The organism is Psychrobacter sp. CX21, assembly GCF_057396255.1.
In genome coordinates this window covers 42,567-62,466 of the sequence record NZ_JBXYJG010000013.1, presented here as the reverse complement: position 1 = coordinate 62,466, position 19,900 = coordinate 42,567, and the positions used below count along the sequence as shown (strand labels likewise).

The following is a 19,900-nucleotide window of genomic DNA, read 5'->3' as shown; positions in this document are numbered from 1 at the left end:
ACAAGATATTTCGAAATAACTGTTTGTGTTTGTTAGATTAGAAGTTAACTTTTGCACCTTTTAGTTATTCATCTAGTTACAAAGCAGGGTTTGTTAAAACATTTTGTTACAACTAACCTTTTTAAGTATATTCTAGTAACAATATCGAGAAGTTAAATGTTACTTTAATCCTTAATATTCAAAAAGATAATTCATATTTTAGTTTCTAAAATTTTAAATTTAATCATATACAGATTTTTATATACAAAAAAGGCCATACCTAGGTATGGCCTTCACGATTAACACCTATCAACAATAACTTAATCTGCACACTTGTCTTAGTTCATAATTCCAGTTATTGATGACGATGATTAAACACACAACTCTTATTTTTTATCATCTTCGTCTACTTCAGTAAACTCAGCATCTACCACATCATCATCGGCTGCAGCATCGTTAGTTTGCGCGCCATCTGCCGCTTGGCTAGGATCTACACCTTCTGCACCTTGACCAGCAGAGTAAATCTTCTGGCTAATAGGTAAGAATGCATTGTCTAGAGCTTCAAGCTTCGCTTTGATGTCATCATGATCATCTTCTTTAGTTGCTGTTTCAAGCTCACTAATGGCAGCCTCAACTGATGATTTTTCGTCATCGGTTACTTTATCCTCAGCTTCCTTCATGGCTTTTTGAACCGCATGAATACGACCATCTGCTTCGTTACGAACTTGAGCTAACGCTGCGAATTTCTCATCTTCAGCTGCGTTTGCTTCAGCATCCTGAACCATTTGCTCGATTTCATCATCTGATAGACCAGAGTCCGCTTTAATTTGGATACTTTGCTCTTTACCCGTACCTTTATCTTTTGCTGAAATATTCATAATGCCATCAGCATTGATGTCAAAAGTAACTTCGATTTGCGGGATACCACGAGGCGCTGGTGGAATATCTGTTAAGTTGAAGTTACCCAATAATTTGTTCTGCGAAGCAACTTTACGCTCACCTTGATAAACCTGAATGGTTACTGCTGGTTGATTATCCTCAGCGGTTGAAAACACTTGAGACTTCTTAGTTGGGATCATCGTGTTTTTCTCGATGATAGGTGTCATCACACCGCCCATAGTCTCAATACCTAGTGTCAATGGCGTAACATCTAATAATAGTACGTCAGTTTTGTCACCAGATAATACGGCGCCTTGAATTGCCGCACCAACAGCTACCGCTTCATCCGGGTTGACATCTCTACGCGGCTCCTGACCGAAGAAGTCTTCCACTGTTTTTTGTACCAGTGGCATACGGGTTTGACCACCAACCAAGATAACATCGTCGATTTCGTTGGCTTTTAGGCCCGCATCTTCTAAAGCGATTTTACAAGGTTCAATAGTACGCTTCACTAAGTTTTCAGTTAATGCTTCAAGTTTAGAGCGGCTGATGGTCACAACCAAATGCTTAGGACCAGACGCATCTGCAGTAATGTAAGGTAAGTTCACATCAGTGCTTTGGGCACTTGAAAGTTCGATCTTAGCTTTTTCAGCGGCTTCTTTTAAGCGCTGCATTGCTAATGGATCACCTTTTAGGTTAAAGTCTTGCTCTTTTTTAAACTCTTCCACTAAGAAATCAATCAAAGCTAAATCAAAATCTTCACCACCTAAGAACGTATCACCATTGGTAGAAAGTACTTCGAACTGCTGCTCACCGTCAACATCTGCAATTTCAATGATAGATACGTCAAATGTACCACCACCTAAGTCGTACACAGCAATGGTTCGATCGCCTTGCTTCTTATCCATACCGTATGCAAGTGCAGCTGCTGTTGGTTCGTTAATAATACGTTTAACGTTTAGACCAGCAATTTTACCGGCATCTTTAGTCGCTTGACGCTGAGAGTCATTAAAGTATGCTGGTACAGTAACCACGGCATCTGTTACTTTTTCACCTAAGTAATCTTCTGCTGTATTTTTCATTTTTGTTAGGATTTCAGCAGAAATTTGTGGTGGCGCCATTTTTTTACCGTTGACTTCTACCCAAGCATCACCATTGTCTGCCTTAACAATTTTATAAGGCACCATACCGATATCTTTTTGCACTACTTTATCGTCAAAGCGGCGTCCAATAAGACGTTTGATAGCGTATAAAGTATTATTTGGGTTAGTGACTGCTTGACGTTTTGCAGACTGACCTACAAGAGTTTCACCATCTTTATAAGCGATGATAGAAGGAGTCGTACGGGTACCTTCAGCGTTTTCGATGACTTTAACTGAGTCACCTTCCATTACTGCAACACAAGAGTTGGTAGTACCTAAGTCGATACCTATTGTTTTAGCCATAATATAAAACTCCAAAAAATTTATTGTTTATGTTTATTTAAAAATTAGCACTTGGCTTTGAATGTATCAATAATTTGATTGCCATGAATAATTTGATTGCCATGAATAATTTAATCATATTGATAACATCAACCTTCATAAGCCTTGCTTCTGGTCTTTATATCGGTTTACTGCGGTTATTTTTCAAGTTAAACATGCATAAAATTAGCAAATTTTTTGTCTTTTTATGTATGTACGGTTTAGATAACTACCGTATATTTAATTGCTGTCTATGCTTGTCCGGTTATGAACAGCCCGATATTGATGCACATTTAGTGAGAGATGAATTATTGACCCACTTTAACCATAGCAGGACGTAATAGTCGACCATTTAAGGTATAGCCTTTTTGTAAAACCTCACCCACTGTATCAGCTTCAGCATCAGGGTCGATACCTACAGCCTCATGAAAATCAGGGTTAAACTTTTCACCTTGTGGGTCAACTACTTCAACGCCATGCTTATTTAAAACAGTTAATAAAGATTTGTGGGTTAATTTTACCCCTTCCATGATAGCAGCATCTGCGTCAGTATCTGCCTGTACGCTAACGATAGCGCGCTCTAAGTTATCAACGACATCTAAAAGCTCGGTGATAAATTTTTGCAAGGCAAACTTACGACTCTTTTCCGTTTCTTGCTCCATACGCTTTTGTGCATTATAAGCATCCGCATTGGCGCGTGCTTGACCTTCTTTGGCGGACTTAACCTCACCTTCTAATTCGGCAATACGATCTTTAAAAGCTTGAAGGTCAATCTCATTTTCAATGGTTTGATTTTCACCACCATTTACATCAGGATTAAATTCATCTAATGACTCTTTTAATACGGTTTCCTTTTGATCTAAATTGGACTGTGCAGCAGTAACATTATCTGCATCATGTTGATGATTAGGGGCTGTATTATTTGTATCGTTACTCATGGTTTCTCCTTAATAGCCAAAACTTTAGGCAAATTATAAGATTAAAATTAAATGATATAGAAAAAATGATATAGAAATCAGAAGTCGGTATTTGATAACGACCTATTTGAATTTAATATTTATAGGCTTTCTTTATATACTTATTGCTTGATTAAGGTTATTCACTAAAATTTCAAGGCCTAGGAACAAACTTAAAACAATCTCAGTATCGTATCCAAAGAGACACGTAATCATTACTTAAGAAAGTACAGGTCATCGGTATACTAAGTTTTAATATCATTGATATTTTTGTTTTATAGTTATAGGTGATAAGCATTTCATATTGATATCGATATCGCTGATATATAAGACTGCCTAGAATTATCACAGGACCCATTTAGAATGCAATTGAACACACCTCCAAAACAGTACATTAATTTCTTTGAATCAGGACTAGGGTTAAAAGCCATTAGAGCGCTTATGATAAGTACGAGTTTAATGATGAGTGCTTCTTTAATGCTCAGTGGGTGTCAAAAAACTGATCATGGAAGCACTGAGGCGCCTAACGTTCAAATATTAGAAGATGAGGTGATTGTAGTTAGCTCACTTATTATGACCAGCAACCCAGAGCGATACCAACCTAGCTATACGCTAGAAGGTGCTTTAATTCCTGTGGATTTCACCGCTATTAATACTCCTTTTAGTGCAGATAACATCACCTTATATGTCAAAAAAGGTGAGCGTGTAGAAAAAGGACAGATACTGGCAACGATAGACACCTCCATGAGTGACGCCAATGCGTCCTCTATAGATAGCCGTTATATAGAAGTTATGGTTGATGGTATTCGTCAAAATCCCACACGGTCTGACTCTTCAAAAGAAGCTGCGTTAATAAAAGAAGCTACGTCAGTAAAAGAAGCTACGTTAATAAAAGATAATACACCAAATGGCGAGGCTTCAAACGATGTCAGCCGTGCTTATACGTCTTCAGCAGCGTCAAAGTCGTCACAAAATACGCAGTCATCAAAAGATAGTAGAAATAATAACGACTCTTCTAAAAGTACAACCCATAGTGTTTCAACCAATGCCGTTGATACTGTAAAAAATCTACCCGAAAAAGAGCCGTCGACTATTCTTAAAAATAATAATGGCAGTTTAAATGCCGAGTTCGAGGTTACGTTAATATTTAAGTCGCCTATTAAAGGTACTATTATTAATATTAACGAGGAGTTAATGGCATCGCTAGAGTCACTTAGCCAAGCATCACAAACTTCTCCTGCCAAAACTTCTCCTGCCAAAACTTCAGCTTTAAAAACTTTAGAAGCACAAAATTTAGGTCCCCAAACTTCTGATAATTCTAAATCATCGCAAATTCATAGTTCCCAAGATTCAGCCAATACTTTAGCCAATACATCTGCTAAAACGTCAATCAAACCTCAAGATAAGGCAAACACACAGCAAAGTATTGTAGAAACCAATATGATTGATGCAGCTGACACAGCCGCTAGCAAACCTCTTAAGTTGTCACATCCGCTTAATAAAGACATGACCTTACTTACAGTAGGCGATACTCACAAATTACAGCTAGTGGGTAGGCTTCCTTTAACGGCAGAATCCGAATTATCCGTTGGTGATTCCGTAAATTTCAAAGTCTTTGAGGCGCATAGTGAGTTTACCGGTCAAATCAGTCACATAACGCCGGTGCTTGATGAAGGGTATCTGGTGGTTCGAGCTCCACTCCTCTCTGAAGATGATGATAAGGCCATACTAGAGCCTGGAATGCTCGCCATTATGTCGATTGATTATGGTCAAAAACAGCTGGGTGTGCGCTTGCCAAAGGAAGGTATTTTTGAAGCTGATTTGTCCAAACTAAACGCCAAACATCCTAGACCAACTGAGGAGATACATGGTTATGTTTGGGTCATCGAGCAAGACCAGCACCTATCTTATACCCCCGTTAAAGTCATTGAGTATTTTGCTCAATCCGATAAATATTTAGTTCACGGTATTAATAATGACAGTGTCGTATGTTTAGCAGATTTACCAAAAGATTCTGCGGGCAAATTAATATCTGTGGAATAATTGTTGATTGTTTTAGCTCTTATTTTATTGACGTCTGGTTACGCAGTGCATTACCAAGATCAATATGCTTAAATTCAAAACCAAAGTTTTCTAGTGCGACGGGTAACACCTTTTGACCATCTATCAATAGTGTTGACATATCTCCAAACATTAGTTTTAGCAACCAACTGGGTAAAGTCATAAACGTAGGCCGATTGAGCCACTCGCCAACAGCGTTAGTAAATGCAGCATTACTGACAGGGTTTGGAGCAGTTAAGTTGTAAATAATGGGGTTTTGCTGGCTTAACAGTTTAGATTCATCAAAGCCTAAGTTTTGCTCAATAATAAACCACGTTGCACGTACCCAATCTTCACGGCTAATCCAGCTCATGATTTGCATACCATCTCCAAGCTTGCCCCCTGCTCCCATTTTAAAAGGTGTCAATAGGCGTGCAAGCATACCACCCTCTGGATGTATAACCACACCTGTTCTAACTATCGCCACTTGTGTGCCGAATGCAGCTGCACCTGCTGCTTCTATCTCCCATCTATCACAAAGCTCATGCGCAAAATCGGTATTGACAGAATTAGCATCATCATATTGTGAAACCGCGCTGCTGTTTTCATCCAAAGGTTTATCCCCTTGAGCACCATACCAGCCAATTGCCGATCCGCTCACGAGAAGTTTGGGTTTCTTATCTATTCGTGCTATATAATCCAAAATGGCTTGAGTGGGCTTAATACGACTTGCATATAAGTGTTGTTTGCGCGCATCACTCCATCGTTTATCCGCAATACCTGCACCTGCAAGGTTAATGATGACATCAAAGTACATGGTAGTGATTTTTAGCTCATCATAGCTCATCATTGTGATTTCACTAGGATGCGATTGATTCACATCTCGACTTAACCAAGTTATATTTATAGAGCTTGCGTCTTTTAGTATATGACGATAGGCATATTCAGGATTATTGACAACCTGCTGCAAAACCCAGTCGCTAAAAGCACGACCTAGAAATCCAGTGCCACCGCTTATTAAAATATTCATCTGTCTCTTCCTTATTTACCTGATGCACTTTGTTTGGAGTCTTTGTTTTAAAGTCTTTGTTTTAAAGTCTTTGTTTTAAAGTCTTTGTTTTAAAGTCTTATTCATCGTAATTATTTACAGACACGTTATCAAGCAAAATGACGTCTGATTGGACACTGATTATTATCAGTCCCTCGATTGTTATTGTCATGAGTGTTACGTTTTTTATTTAACCAGAGTTTTAAGTCTTTTATTTTTGGAACCACATGGTTACTTGTGGTTGCAGGCGCTATCGAGTCAATGCGTTTGGCAAGTGTCGGTAGATTATTGGTGGGTACAGCTGGATATAGATGATGTTCCACGTGAAACAGGAGACCAAAGGTTACTAAATTTATAAATCGATTGCGTTCAGTTCTTGCAATACCTTCATTTAAATCATGATGCACGCCCCAGACTGCAATCAAACCAACGCTAGCATTAGCGAGTATCATCACAATAAGATGGTAAATGGCCACTTTGAGTACCGACGCATTGATGAGATAAGTGTAGGATATGAGGTCTTTAGTAGTTAAATAGCTAAACGTAGCACCGACACAAATAGCGATTGTACATAGTCCTATCAGGCCAAATTCAATCCAAGCAATTCGTTTAGATTTTTTTGAACTTAATACCAGCCCTTTTTTATAAATTGCAAATCGATATCTGATTCCCCCTAATAAAGCTTGCCACCAAGACAATTTAGCCAAACTGCCTTCAATATCATCTTTACCCAATGGGTCCCGATGATGCTGCATATGTGTGGCTCTGATACTGTGTAACCCTGTAAATAGCAAAACACTCATGATCATTATCAGGAGTGTGGTACTGCGTTTGCCAATACCTAAGCTGTGGTGGTATCCGTCATGCGCTTGTCTGAATGCAGCCGCAAAAAACAAATAAGTGCTTATACAAGCAAACACAAACATAGAGTGCCATGCAAACCACCATGATAGGAATAAAAAGGGATAAGGAAGAATAATATTATAGATAACTTGAGCATGTGTCAGTTGACGTAAATCCTTCCATTGAACCTCTTTAAGGGTTTGCCGAATGGTAAGTGTTTTGTTGCGTGTTTTTGTGGACATTTTCATACTAAGTCCTTATGAGAATTTTGGATTTAGGCACTCGATAAATATGTTGCAATCGCAATAAAGGTTGGTGTAGCACTATAGTCAAAGAACTTTAAAGTAGTCACAAGGCAACCGAGTGCAAGTACTACTAGGGTAGGCTTAACGAGGTTAACACCGTGACTCTTTATAAGTTCGCCGACTATACTACTTTGACTTAACTACTTTCCAATCTGTTTTGATACAAACCTAACGTATCTTCTACAAATTCACGCATCACCCATTTACCCCAATATCCTGCATAAAAATTTATATTAGTAGTAATACGATAAGTCACTTTAAAGGTAAGCTCCGTCGAATTTTTAGAGATAGGTTTGATATCATATTGACCATATAATAATTTAAAATGAGCGCCATTAATCGTGACATGATCATCTAAGGTTTTTGGGGGAACAGAATCTGGATAAAAAACGAACTGCCAACGCAATTGTTTATTAGGAATTTGAGAAATTAAAGGTTCATCAAACGTTATACCGCCATACCATTCGCATTTGCGCACCCATTGCCCATTTTCAACGACCGTAATAGCAGATTTGGGAGTAGGAACCTGCATCAAAGGTAGCAGATGACTTTTTTTATAGAAATTCTGAGGTTTGATATCTTGGATATGATTAATAGATTGCCAAATCTTTTCAGGCGAAGCTTGAATAACTGTACTGTGCGTCACTTCATATGTTTCAGGCGACTGCTCAAGAGGTAAAAAAAGAATTATAAAAGGAAGAATAGCAACAGAGTGTAAGGCTTTACTTTTCCAAAAAAGAGTACATATCAAATGCATAATCAAACCGCCACTCAATAGCGCAGCATACAATATGGGTGACGCTAATACGATACATATGATGCCTTCTTTAAGTATGGGAATTGAAATAATTAGTATGCCCAGAATAACCCAAAAGGTGATCTTAAAAACTTTTTTTATGGTAATAGGGTCACTCAAACTTGCATAGTAAACAGCAGCTGCACCGATAAAAAAAGGCACACCAATTAAAAATTGTCCACCTAACAATTTGTCTTTATCTTCAGCTATCCAATAGCATAATGTAAATATTCCTAATATGAGAAGTAAACCTGTCAGCGCAGGAAGTAGCTTTTGGAAAAAACTACGTGAAACATATGCGCGCTCCTTCTTTCTAAGCTCATTATCTACGATGGTATTCTTCGAAATAAGCGCAGTGTGTTTAAACTCCTCCTCTAATATATGTTCGTTATCATTATCATGGGCTTTGACAGTTGGTTGTTCATCTGGTCTTACAGAAGCCTTCTCGATGACGTCAACACCCTCTAACTTCGAGCTTTTACTGTTAGCATTCTTCCTACTGTCATGATTAACCGGAGAGTTATCTTGTTGAGACTTGTCCGGCTTTTTGTCTTTAATGAACTTATTCATAATAGCGTCTTATAATTAATAATTTATAAGTAATAATCTAGATATTTCTTTATTTTTAGTTATTTCTGTTAAGAGTGAAATAAATATGTAAAATTTTTAACGAATTTTTTTCTTAATTCTCGCACCAAGTTTTAGAATCTTTTTTAACGTACTGGTTGGTAATCTAAGCATTTCATCAGACCAACTCGTTACTGTTTCGACAAACTCTCTGGTTTCAAGCATACGATCTTGCACATCGCTATTTTCTTGATTAAATTCTGAGCTTTCAACCAGTTCTGTCAAAAACTGCACCGTTGGCGCAAGCTCACGTTTTTGACGTTCAATGACAATAACACGTGCCAGCTCCCAAACATCTTGCTGGGTAGTAAAGTGATCACGTCTATCGCCTAAGATAGAAACCCTCTGTACCAAGCCCCAATGTTGAAGCTCTTTGATACTGTTAGAGACATTGGAGCGTGCTACCCCTAACGTTTCGGTTATTTCTTCAGCGTTAAGCGGTTTGCCAATGATGAAGAGCAGCGCATGAATTTGTGACATGGTGCGATTAACACCCCACTGAGAGCCCATTTCTCCCCAGTGCAATACAAATTGTTCTGTTGCTGGATTCAATTTCATACGTTGACTTTAACCTTTCAAATGATTGTATTGGCTACGACTGCTCTTTTTATAGCTTACTGGCTTTAAGTGTTTTATGTTTTATAACTAATTATTATCATGCTTTAAAATATACTTGTTTCTGATATTTCAGTCAATACAGAAATAATAAATTATTAACATTCTATTTGCAAGAAAAAACTTTAACCCTTAATTACTTTAAACTGCTGCGTGCCAGCTCCTTATCTTAAAGCTTTTCCTGACAATGCATCCTTGATCTGACTGGGTAAGGTATATCCTAAGGTTTCACCTTGTAGATAATAGATATCGTTCGCAAAATAGGCGAATGCTTCATCAAAGGTTGTGGCAGGGCTGAGCTGCGAGGGGTTACAGCTGGTCGACACTAAAAACCCAAAAGGATTATTATCGCTAACCAATCTTTGACAAAGCGCCTGAATCAAAGAATGTGCAATAACACGTACCGCTACAGAGTCATAACGCCCTGTAATCCATTTGGGAATTGGTCTAGACAGTTTGGTCGCCGAGTCATCAGTTGCTAATGGAAGTACCCACGTGTGTGCTTGTTGATATTTATTTATGTGATTTAAAGACTCTGTATTGGAGTTTTTATCTTCCCAACTTTGAGCAACCTGTTCCCGCTTAGATCTTGGTAAGTTTGCCAATAATGACTGAATACGATCCACCCTATCTGTGATCACTATCATTCCTTTTTCAAGCGGTCTATGCTTGATGGCAATGATTTTTTTGACTGCTACTTCATCATATGGATTACAACCGATGCCCCAAACACTTTCTGTAGGATAAGCCAGAAGTTTACCTTGATTAATCCATTCGGCAGCTTGTTTGGGGTCTTTTGTCACATTCATCATAAGGTGATTTCAATCATAAAGATTTTAGTATCAAAACTGTCTGTACGTCAAAGAGCCTGTTATATACGTTTGTATCGCCCACCAATTTGCACCAAACTACCTAAAAGCTCTAGTTCCATTAGTTGACTCAATAAGGTAGATGTGTCAATTTGTGTTTTACGTACCAATATATCTAAATCTTGACCATCAAAATCTATATGCGTCCATAATGGTTGCAAATGCGAGGGAATTGAGACCTTAGGTACAGGCGCTTGGTTACTTAATGAGGTTTGCTTACTTAACGTTGCTTGGTTACCTAATGGCATGGATGCAAAACCAGTCGCTTTTACGTCTGCCATAAATGCTGATGCTATAGGTTCAATCGGTTGAGAGGTATTAGATGGCTTCTTATTAGCCGAAATTGTTTTAGAAGTGTCATCAAACGCTGAATTTAAGGCTGCAGAAGAGTTTTGAACCGGATGTTGAACAGAGTTTGGAATTGAAAACTCAGCAGCCTGAGCAGTAAGTGATTCGCTGTGAGACTTTATATGTTGACGCTGTATGGGCGTAACCAGTTGATGCGACAAATCACTGACTACTTGCTCTGGATGATAGATCAGTGTCGCCCCTTCACGAATAAGATGATGACACCCTTGTGCATTAAGGTTATCAACGGTACTTGGCATAGCAAATACCTGTTTACCTTGATCAGAGGTTAGACGTGCGGTGATCATTGAGCCACTTTTTATCTGAGCTTCTGTCACGATTGTACCTAAGCTTAAACCCGCTACTAAACGATTGCGTCTTGGAAACGTATGCTTATTTGGTAGGGTGCCAGGCAATAGCTCACTGATAATACACCCGCCTTCCTTAACGATCCGATCAAACAAGGCTAGATGCTGTTTGGGATAGCAAACATCGATACCTGTTCCCATAACGCCTACCGTGCGACCAGCACAGTCTACAGGCTGCGATAAAGCACCCATGTGTGCCTGTGCATCGACCCCTTGCGCCAGCCCACTTGTAATAATATAACCTGATTTGGCTAAATACTGCGCCATATCAAATGTCAATTTTTGTGCACTAGGGGTGGGCTTACGACTGCCTACAATGGCTATTTGCGATTGATTTAATCGATCGATATTACCCCGGACAAATAAGACAGGTGGTGGATCAAATAAAGCGGCAAGCTGTAAAGGATAGCGCTCATCTTGTAGAAACAACAAACCATACTCGCCAGACTTTATGCTGCGTTCAATGTGAGCCAAAAACTGTATATCATACTCTGCACTGGCTTCAACATGCCGTGTTATATGCTTTGCATGAATCTTAAGCGCACGCCAAGTATCGGGCGAGCTTTGGAGGGCAAGCCTTGCATCACCAAAGTGTTTGGATAGTTTATGATAGGCAGACAACGAGGTATTCACCCGCTGCCATAGTAGTAAAATTGACTGTTGGGTATCGCTCAAACCTTGAGACATCATTGAATCACTAACTGGGCGGCTATCGTTTATCGTTACTGTCATCCTGCTTGCAAACTCTTAAAACTCATCAAATATCCTATACATTTTAATTCCAGTAGACGTCTATTTTTGCAATCAACTCATACTGGGCGGCATAAGCCAGATAAGTGTATATTAACACTCATGGTTTCGCCTACTGTTCAACTGGTTTTAGTCAATTTTATCTAAACGTTGGCGGTAATAATCGGTCGCCCACACTCAATGCTAATTCTGAATCTAGGACATAGGCATAGCTAATCTTATCAAAGGTTTTAAATATCATAAGATGACCCGCTTGCTCACTTGGTAGGCGTACCGCCATATCATTGTCATAGACATCACGTACCAATGCGCCGCGCTGGAATATGGTGAATACATCACCAGCACTTACCCCATTTTCGCTACCCAAATTCACTGCAACGACGTCACCGGCGCCAGCACTGCTAATAGAATCCATAATTCTAACGATCTGTCCGCCTCTGTTTGCAGTACCTGCTTTAGGATAAAACACGGGTGGCAATTGCGGACTGGTCTCGATAAAGACGCGATCGCCCTCACGTACCTCAGAATCAAAAGACTCTAGCAACTGCAGACTGGAGATACCATTGGCAGCAACACTCATTACTCTGCCAGACGCCACCTGTTGTACTTCAAGACCTATTAACTCTTTAGATCGTGAGTCAACGTAGGGCTGCTTTTCACGATAAATACCATAGCGCTGTCCGACAATTAGCGGCGCCCCTTTCACATAAATCTTATCGCCTGCACCAGTAATAAGATTACCTGTTTTAGAGGCCAGTACATAAGGCGTGGCATTAAAATGTTCTGGATTGACAATGGTATTTTTATCTAGCCAATGCATGATTGCTGATAACGGAATGGGAGGAATACTGTTATCTAGCGGGGTGATGGTGATCGTCTGCTGCGGAGTCGCCGCTTTAGTCATATTGCGTTCAATCCCAGCGCAGCCCTCACCCGTATCAATACCAATTAAGGTCTCCCCTTTGATGATACACATCAATAATATGTCGCCAGGGTATATGAGATGGGGATTTTTCACCTGTTTGTTCGCCGCCCATATTTCACGCCACTGCCAAGGGTTATTTAAATAACGGCCCGAGATATCCCACAAGGTATCGCCTTTTTTTACAACATAGCGGTTTGGTGCATCTGGCTTAACTTTAGGTGGTGGATTGTTGGCATGAGTAGCCGTTGCACTAAATAACATAGCTGCTGACATGCCTACTATAAGCCACTTCTTAAATACTGCGGTCTGGTTTAGTGCCACGGTCGACATAGTATGTGCTATTTTGTTGCGATAGGATGGGGTCATTGAATTATCCAAAAGTCGAGTTATGCCACTATTTTGCTACATTTTTAGGGTGAAGTCATAGTATTTAGTAAAAATAAGTCATAAGTTTTGATATAGAGAGCATTTTAGTGGCCTAAATAGTTGACGACTCAAATAGTTGACGACTTAGATTGACCACTTAGCAAGTATACAATTGTTTTACCCGCCTAAAGCTTTAGTTTATAAACACACAAAGGTTAGACCTATACCAATAATAACGAGCATTTCTATTAAGCAGGCGACACCACCGCTCTTATCTCATCAGCGACCAAACTGGCATCGTTGTCCAAAACCGTCACGTGCTGCTCTAGACTTTCAATATCTTTAGTGTGCTCTGGACGCTCAATATCCTGCTCTGATAATGAGTTACCCACTGCCTCAAAGATAGTTTCAGAGAACTTGGCTGGCAATGCCGTTTCTGCACAAATAATAACCTCACCGTCTTTTTGTAGTTCACGTGCTACCTTCACGCCATCGGCAGTATGCGGATCAATTAAGTCGTTGTAGTTTTCATACAGATCTTTAATGGTGTTTAGACGGTCTTGATGCGTTGATTTACCGGCTGCAAAGCCATAGCGCGTATTCACCGCTTCTAACACATCCGACAAATCAAAACCTTTACCTGATTTAACCCCATCGAACAACTCATGCACCCGCTTACTGTCTTTTTCCAATAACAGATAAATGAAGCGCTCAAAGTTAGATGCTTTGGAAATATCCATAGACGGGCTAGAGGTCACATACGTTTGTTCCGCAGGGCGAGGGCTATAACTGCCTTGATTAAAGAAATCGTTTAGCACATCGTTTTCATTGGTTGCGACGATTAAACGCTCAATCGGCAGACCCATCTCACGAGCAATATGACCGGCGCAGATGTTACCAAAGTTACCTGAAGGAATACAGAAGCTAACCTTTTTATCGTTATTGGTATTATTATTAGTGACAGCGAAATACGCCTTAAAGTAATACACGATTTGCGCTAAGATACGCCCCCAGTTAATCGAGTTCACCGTACCTAAACTATATTTGGCTTTAAAATCCGCATCTTGCTGCAAGGCTTTCACAATATCCTGACAGTCATCAAACATGCCTTTAATCGCAATGTTATGAATATTAGCATCGGTCAAGCTGTACATTTGCGCCCGCTGAAACGCACTCATTTTGCCATGTGGCGACATCATAAACACTTCGATATTGTCTTTGCCACGTAGCGCATATTCTGCTGCACTACCGGTATCACCACTGGTCGCACCAATGATGGTTAAACGCTTGTTTTTCTTTTTCAGCACATATTCAAACGCATTACCCAAAAACTGCATCGCCACGTCTTTAAACGCCAGCGTCGGACCATTAGACAACCCTAAAATATATAAATCATCCTCAAGCTTACGAACCGGCACAATGTCCTCAGAACCAAAAACCTTAGCCGTATACGTGCGATCAATAATATCTTTTAAATCTGCGTCATCAATATCGGTGGCATACAGGCGCATAATCGCAAATGCCAACTCGGGATAGCTTAGCTTACGCCATTTATCTAATGTCGCACCATCAATTTGCGGATAGCTTTCAGGCAACATCAAACCACCGTCTGGCGCTAAGCCCATCAACAACACATCGCTAAAATCCATCGGCTCAGTTTGACCACGGGTACTGATATATTTCATGTTTTGTCCTATCTACGAGTCTTATAATATTGAAGTAGAAAAAGAGTAGCATATTTTGAGAGATAAGCCATATTAAATAGAGGTATGATTGGTTTTTGTGAATGAGTTTATAGTAATTTCCCAGAGACTTATAGCTAATAACATTTTTAGAAGATGAATTGTTCAATATAAACATTTTATCCATCCAATAAGCCTTCTAAGCTTAGATTCTTTTTTGGGTACTGAGATTTTTTCATAGCACTGTGTTTCTTCTTCCAACAACCCTGTTTTGAATTGATAGTCAATAGCGTCTGCTTGGCTTTTTAAGGTTTCACCCTTATAAATTAACTGCTCATATATGCTTAATATGCCTTTAGGATACTGTTCTTCCCACAGCTTACTTTGAGTCAAAATGTAATGGTAAGACTTGTCAAACCTTTCCTTGTCCAACTTATCCCAATCACCATCTTGTATAATTAGATTTTTACCTCTCATTAAATTAAATTTTCGATAAAAATCAGCTATATTAACAGCTTCTCCATAATCAATACCTTGCCAGAAACTTAATATAGCTTCTGTTCTCTCTTCAATAGTCTTTGATACTTTAAGGCATTTGATATATTTAAATGTATTAGCCATTAGAGCTTGCTCAGTTGATGGTAATAAAAACCCTAAACCATTGATAACCTTTATAAAAGCGCAAAAATTATCAACCTGCTTAGAATTTAAACCTTCTATTTCTTCATAATACCAAAAGTAGAGCATAGCATCATCGTAGTAGCCCTGCTCTTGCCAATTTTCAATAAGACGTTTATAGAAACTGTAATTTTGCTCATCTATTCTCCAGCATTCAATGACAAGACTTATCAGTTCGTCAAGAAACGCTATTTGAGTCTCACTAATATGTGTTTTTAATTCCATTCAAATTGATCCAATTCTTCTTACTTCAACTATTTAAGATTCAACATTGTCCTATAAATACATTAGTCAGTTATGGTATGTATATGAGCTAAGATAAGTTTAGCTATTAACCCATTATATAGTGACAACTGACAGGTTAGAGTTATCAATCATGCTACATTAATTAATTAATTACTACCTATACAACTAAATGATGTAAACACCTTTCTTGTCTGACTACCATAGTCAGTCAAGATATAATTTTGTATTAATCCTAAATAACATAATAAAAGGTAATTCCATAGCAGATATTGAAATCAAAAAAAGAGCACAGCAATATCACGCGCGCAAACTAAAAAATGCTAAGAAAGAGCCAAATAAAAACATGGTATTAATGCCAATTATATTGAAGTCGAAAATAAAGACAATGCGACCATTAGTTGTAAAGGTATCGATGGGAAAGCCACTTTAGACGCTAATAAAATCTACTTTGAAGCGACCTTAGGCTTTTTAGCCAAACCTTTAAAAGGCAAAATTAAAGAGGTTTTAGAATCAGGATTAAATAAATATTTACGTTAACTAAATCATGGTTAACGATTATAATTAAATTGCTTTCATTTTAGTAAACCCCCTCTCATTTATAGCGCTGAGATGGGAGTCTTTAAATCAGTTATATCAGCTTAGTTAGGAATTACTACTTTGTTTTTCTAAGCAGCGCATAATAAAACCCATCACCACCTGATTGGTTTTGTTCATTTAACGGCAAACATTGACGCCCAATCTCTTGCTCAATACCCCAATTAGTTTCGTCATCGTCAAACGCCACAGCCACCGCATCATGATGATGCTCAAGAAATGCCTGCATTTGTTCCACGTTTTCTTGCTTTAATATGGAACAAGTTACATATAAAAAATAACCACCAGACTTCAGTTGCGGCCATAAGTTATCTAAGATTTGCTCTTGCAGTTGCACCGTATGTTGCACATCTTCCTCGGTGCGCAGCAAGGTAATATCTGGATGACGACGAATAACACCGGTAGCGGTACAAGGCGCATCGAGCAATATGGCATCAAAGCCAGTTGATTTATTGTCTGTCTCTTTTGCCTGCCAAGTGGTTGCATCCACGCATTCGATGTCTAAATATAATTTGCTATTCACGATAGGCGCAGGCAATTGCAACCGTTCTAAATTCTCAAATATACGGGTAATACGTGGCGCTTCGTTATCAATAGCCGTTAGCTCAACTTTATTAAGTGCAGTCGTCGATTCTTTAGGTTGTTTCACGTGAAACAAACCTGCATGTTGCTCTTCCTGCTCACCTAGTAATTCAAGCCAATGCGCCAACTTCCCCCCTGGCGCAGCACAGGCATCCAATAATCGTACCGTCTCGGTTGGATTAGCATTCACCACTTTTTGAAGTAGCGCGTCAATAATAGGCGCCGCCAATTGAGCATGCGCATCTTGTACGCTAGTAATACCCGTCTCAAACTCGGGCAGGCGACTGACAGGCACGCTATCTATTAGCGCTATAGCTTGTTGATTAATAGCAACCGTTTCATCAGCGTTCTCAGTATTTATTGAGGTTTCTAAAGAGACCAATTCTGCTGCTATCTCTGCCTCATTAAGTTGTGCCAAATAGCTTTCACAATCGGTTTGTAATCTATTCACCCGCAAAAACATCGGAGCCGACTGGCGCAGGCTTTGGGTTAGTTCATCATACTGATCCCGCCAATCTGATTTTAACTGCTGGGCCAACCAATTAGGAAGACTATGATTTTTATTGGCTTTCTTGCGGAATTTATTCGGATTCTTCGCCACTTTACGCAGCAGGGCATTAACTAACCCTGATGCGCGCGCATAGTCGATTTTTTTTACCGCTTCTACGGTTTCATTAATCGCGGCATGGTCAGCAACATTAAGGTATAGCAACTGCGTAATGCCCAGTTGAATGGTGGTACGCACCTCTATCTCATCAATTGGATTGTCGGCTAAGCTATCTAACAAACGTGCGGTTGCATGCCAATGGCGTAAGGTTGTGAGTAATAAGGCATGGGCAAAACCTTTATCCTCATCCCTAAAACTGTTTAATAGTGGGTCTAATAGATTGCTTAGTGACTGACCTTGCTGAATTGACAACAACGTATTTATCACAGCGACACGGACGTTCTTTTGTAAGGTGGCGTTGTTTGGTTTATTGCTCATTACATACCTAATTTATGGGTTACAAATACTTAATTTTATTACTGGAAGATTTGTTATTAATAGCTAGCTTTGAGACACAAAACGGTCACCGTCATCAAGCTGATTACCATGACAGATTTGCTCAGCGGTGACAGGTTTGCTACCTGCGAATTGTAGCTTGGTTAAGCGCAGGGTAGTTGCCACGTCATCATCTGGGCTGTTTTTACCACAAGCCACTAAGATAGCCTGTTTACCCACACTAATAACCGTACCCGGCTTTTCGCCCGTAGTTTGTGAAGGATTGACTGGCATGGCTGATAAAACTTTTACCCGTTTAGGCACGCTTTTGATTTCTGCATCTGCCAAAAAGGTGTGAGCACCCGGATAAGGATGCATGCCACGTATCTGACGCTCGATATGAGTCGCCGACTTGTTCCAATCAATCTCACCCTCTGCTTTGCTCAATTTTTCAGCATAAGTCGCTAGGCTATCGTCTTGTTTCTTAGCCTGAGCTTGATAGCGGGGTAAGTCTTTTAAAACCTCTATAATAGCCTTAGCACCTAACGCCGCCATTTTGTCATGTAAACTGGCAGTGGTCTCATCAGCGGCAATATCGTATGCCACTTTATATAGCATATCGCCGGTATCTAAGCCTTTATCCATTTGCATAATGGTAATGCCTGTCTGCTTATCACCTGCTAATAAGGCACGATGAATCGGTGCTGCTCCCCGCCAACGGGGTAAAAGCGACGCATGAATATTCAAGCAACCAAATGTCGGTGTGTTCAATACACCCAGTGGTAAAATTAAGCCATATGCAGCGACTACCATCACATCGGGTTGATAGTGTTTTAAAGTTTCACGTGAAACAGCTCCGTTATCTTTATTTAAACTAAAACTAAGGGGTTGCTCTACAGGAATATTGTGCTCAAGCGCTAACTGTTTAACGGGCGATGCGGTTAGCTTTTGACCTCGTCCAGCTTTACGGTCTGGCTGGGTATAAACCGCAACAATCTCTATATTTAGCGCATCACGTTGTTCTATCAAAGCTTGCAGTGCTACGGCAGCAAATTCAGGTGTGCCTGCAAAGATAAGACGTTTTTTAGCTGATTGTGACGAATTAGGTGAACTCATATAAGTCTCTTTATTAACAAAGTTGAGTTATTGCTTATTATGCAATCCATTGGGGCTTAAATTTTAAATATAAGAAATCAATATAGTCCAGATTAACTTCGATATGCATTATCCAGCATCAGCACTGTTCAATCTTTCTAGATAGCGAGCAATTAAATCCACCTCAATATTGACTTGTGCACCTTCTTTCCAGTGGTTGCCAATATTAGTCACGTCTGCTGTATGTGGAATAATATTTAAGCAGACGATATTGTCTTTAACAAGATTGGTCGTCAGACTAATACCATCTACAGTAATGGAACCTTTGGTCGCGGTGTATTTTTTTAGCTCGTCTGGAATGGCAATTTCGATATAAATTGACCGTGCGTCCTCTTTCATCAATTCTATCTTACCAACACCATCGACATGCCCTGATACCATATGCCCGCCAAATCGGGTAGTTGGCAACATGGCTTTTTCAAGATTTAAGGTATCACCAACCTGCCATTGAGACATTGCTGTTTTATTTAGCGTTTCACGTGAAACATCAACTGCATAGCTATTATCTTTAATATCAACAACGGTGAGACAGATACCATTGCTTGCGATTGAGTCTCCCAATTTAATATCATTAAAATCTAAACTTTTCGACTCTATTGTTAATCGAACATCTCCACCAACTTTATCTATAGATTTTAAAATGCCCGTACTTTCTATTATTCCTGTAAACATAAAAGACCCTATTTCAAATAATAATTATTAACTTAAGCTGTGGATAACTTAAATTCTAAGATTTTAATCCATTTAAATGGATACAAAATTGAATACTTATCCACAACCAACCCCTTAATAAGCGCCTACAAA

The 19,900-nt window shown here is 39.4% G+C and carries 16 protein-coding genes; 2 read left to right on the top strand and 14 right to left on the bottom strand.

All coding sequences use genetic code 11. The annotated features are described in order from the left end of the window. Positions 1 to 365 precede the first annotated feature (365 nt). On the bottom strand, positions 366 to 2,303 hold the full coding sequence (dnaK, locus tag AC2SLP_RS08620) for a molecular chaperone DnaK (RefSeq protein WP_486536266.1): 1,938 nt from the start codon (positions 2,301 to 2,303) through the stop codon (positions 366 to 368). A gap of 326 nt (positions 2,304 to 2,629) precedes the next feature. Beyond that, positions 2,630 to 3,259, bottom strand: coding sequence for a nucleotide exchange factor GrpE (gene grpE / locus AC2SLP_RS08615; protein ID WP_486536265.1), 630 nt, complete (start codon positions 3,257 to 3,259; stop codon positions 2,630 to 2,632). A 381-nt stretch (positions 3,260 to 3,640) separates the two neighbouring features. Here grpE and AC2SLP_RS08610 point away from each other — a divergent pair, with 381 nt between their 5' ends. Next, positions 3,641 to 5,320: an efflux RND transporter periplasmic adaptor subunit gene (locus tag AC2SLP_RS08610; RefSeq protein WP_486536264.1), complete on the top strand. Its 1,680-nt coding sequence runs from the start codon at positions 3,641 to 3,643 to the stop codon at positions 5,318 to 5,320. A gap of 19 nt (positions 5,321 to 5,339) precedes the next feature. Here the strand turns inward: AC2SLP_RS08610 and AC2SLP_RS08605 are convergent, their stop codons facing one another. The 9 genes from AC2SLP_RS08605 to AC2SLP_RS08565 all read right to left on the bottom strand — a co-directional run bounded on the left by AC2SLP_RS08605 (position 5,340) and on the right by AC2SLP_RS08565 (position 15,762). Continuing rightward, positions 5,340 to 6,347: a TIGR01777 family oxidoreductase gene (locus tag AC2SLP_RS08605; RefSeq protein ID WP_486536263.1), complete on the bottom strand. Its 1,008-nt coding sequence runs from the start codon at positions 6,345 to 6,347 to the stop codon at positions 5,340 to 5,342. Between the two features lie 128 nt (positions 6,348 to 6,475). After that, complete coding sequence (locus AC2SLP_RS08600; protein ID WP_486536262.1) at positions 6,476 to 7,456, bottom strand: fatty acid desaturase family protein; 981 nt, start codon at positions 7,454 to 7,456, stop codon at positions 6,476 to 6,478. Positions 7,457 to 7,649: 193 nt separating this feature from the next. Beyond that, positions 7,650 to 8,879 carry a hypothetical protein gene (locus AC2SLP_RS08595; RefSeq protein WP_486536261.1) on the bottom strand — a complete coding sequence of 410 codons (1,230 nt, stop codon included), beginning with the start codon at positions 8,877 to 8,879 and terminating at the stop codon, positions 7,650 to 7,652. Between the two features lie 96 nt (positions 8,880 to 8,975). Then, the gene (locus tag AC2SLP_RS08590; protein WP_486536260.1) at positions 8,976 to 9,494 is read right to left on the bottom strand and encodes a GbsR/MarR family transcriptional regulator; all 519 of its coding nucleotides are present in this window, start codon (positions 9,492 to 9,494) and stop codon (positions 8,976 to 8,978) included. A 221-nt stretch (positions 9,495 to 9,715) separates the two neighbouring features. Continuing rightward, positions 9,716 to 10,363, bottom strand: coding sequence for an L-threonylcarbamoyladenylate synthase (locus AC2SLP_RS08585; RefSeq protein ID WP_486536259.1), 648 nt, complete (start codon positions 10,361 to 10,363; stop codon positions 9,716 to 9,718). Between the two features lie 59 nt (positions 10,364 to 10,422). After that, complete coding sequence (gene dprA / locus AC2SLP_RS08580; RefSeq protein ID WP_486536258.1) at positions 10,423 to 11,868, bottom strand: DNA-processing protein DprA; 1,446 nt, start codon at positions 11,866 to 11,868, stop codon at positions 10,423 to 10,425. A gap of 157 nt (positions 11,869 to 12,025) precedes the next feature. Beyond that, the gene (locus AC2SLP_RS08575) at positions 12,026 to 13,177 is read right to left on the bottom strand and encodes a LysM peptidoglycan-binding domain-containing protein (RefSeq protein WP_486536257.1); all 1,152 of its coding nucleotides are present in this window, start codon (positions 13,175 to 13,177) and stop codon (positions 12,026 to 12,028) included. A gap of 248 nt (positions 13,178 to 13,425) precedes the next feature. After that, a complete protein-coding gene (thrC, locus tag AC2SLP_RS08570) occupies positions 13,426 to 14,862 on the bottom strand; it encodes a threonine synthase (protein ID WP_486536256.1) in 1,437 nt (478 codons plus the stop codon). A 162-nt stretch (positions 14,863 to 15,024) separates the two neighbouring features. After that, on the bottom strand, positions 15,025 to 15,762 hold the full coding sequence (locus AC2SLP_RS08565; RefSeq protein WP_486536255.1) for a hypothetical protein: 738 nt from the start codon (positions 15,760 to 15,762) through the stop codon (positions 15,025 to 15,027). 369 nt (positions 15,763 to 16,131) lie between these two features. Between AC2SLP_RS08565 and AC2SLP_RS08560 the strand changes: the two genes are divergently transcribed. Then, entirely contained in the window at positions 16,132 to 16,320 is a 189-nt protein-coding gene (locus tag AC2SLP_RS08560) for a polyhydroxyalkanoic acid system family protein (RefSeq protein ID WP_486536293.1), read from the top strand. A 115-nt stretch (positions 16,321 to 16,435) separates the two neighbouring features. Here AC2SLP_RS08560 and AC2SLP_RS08555 read toward each other — a convergent pair whose 3' ends face one another. The 3 genes from AC2SLP_RS08555 to AC2SLP_RS08545 form a co-directional block, all read right to left on the bottom strand. Then, a complete protein-coding gene (locus tag AC2SLP_RS08555) occupies positions 16,436 to 17,944 on the bottom strand; it encodes a transcription antitermination factor NusB (RefSeq protein ID WP_486536254.1) in 1,509 nt (502 codons plus the stop codon). Between the two features lie 63 nt (positions 17,945 to 18,007). After that, on the bottom strand, positions 18,008 to 19,057 hold the full coding sequence (gene fmt, locus AC2SLP_RS08550) for a methionyl-tRNA formyltransferase (protein WP_486536253.1): 1,050 nt from the start codon (positions 19,055 to 19,057) through the stop codon (positions 18,008 to 18,010). A 108-nt stretch (positions 19,058 to 19,165) separates the two neighbouring features. Then, on the bottom strand, positions 19,166 to 19,768 hold the full coding sequence (locus tag AC2SLP_RS08545; protein ID WP_486536252.1) for a riboflavin synthase: 603 nt from the start codon (positions 19,766 to 19,768) through the stop codon (positions 19,166 to 19,168). Between the last annotated feature and the right edge of the window lie 132 nt (positions 19,769 to 19,900).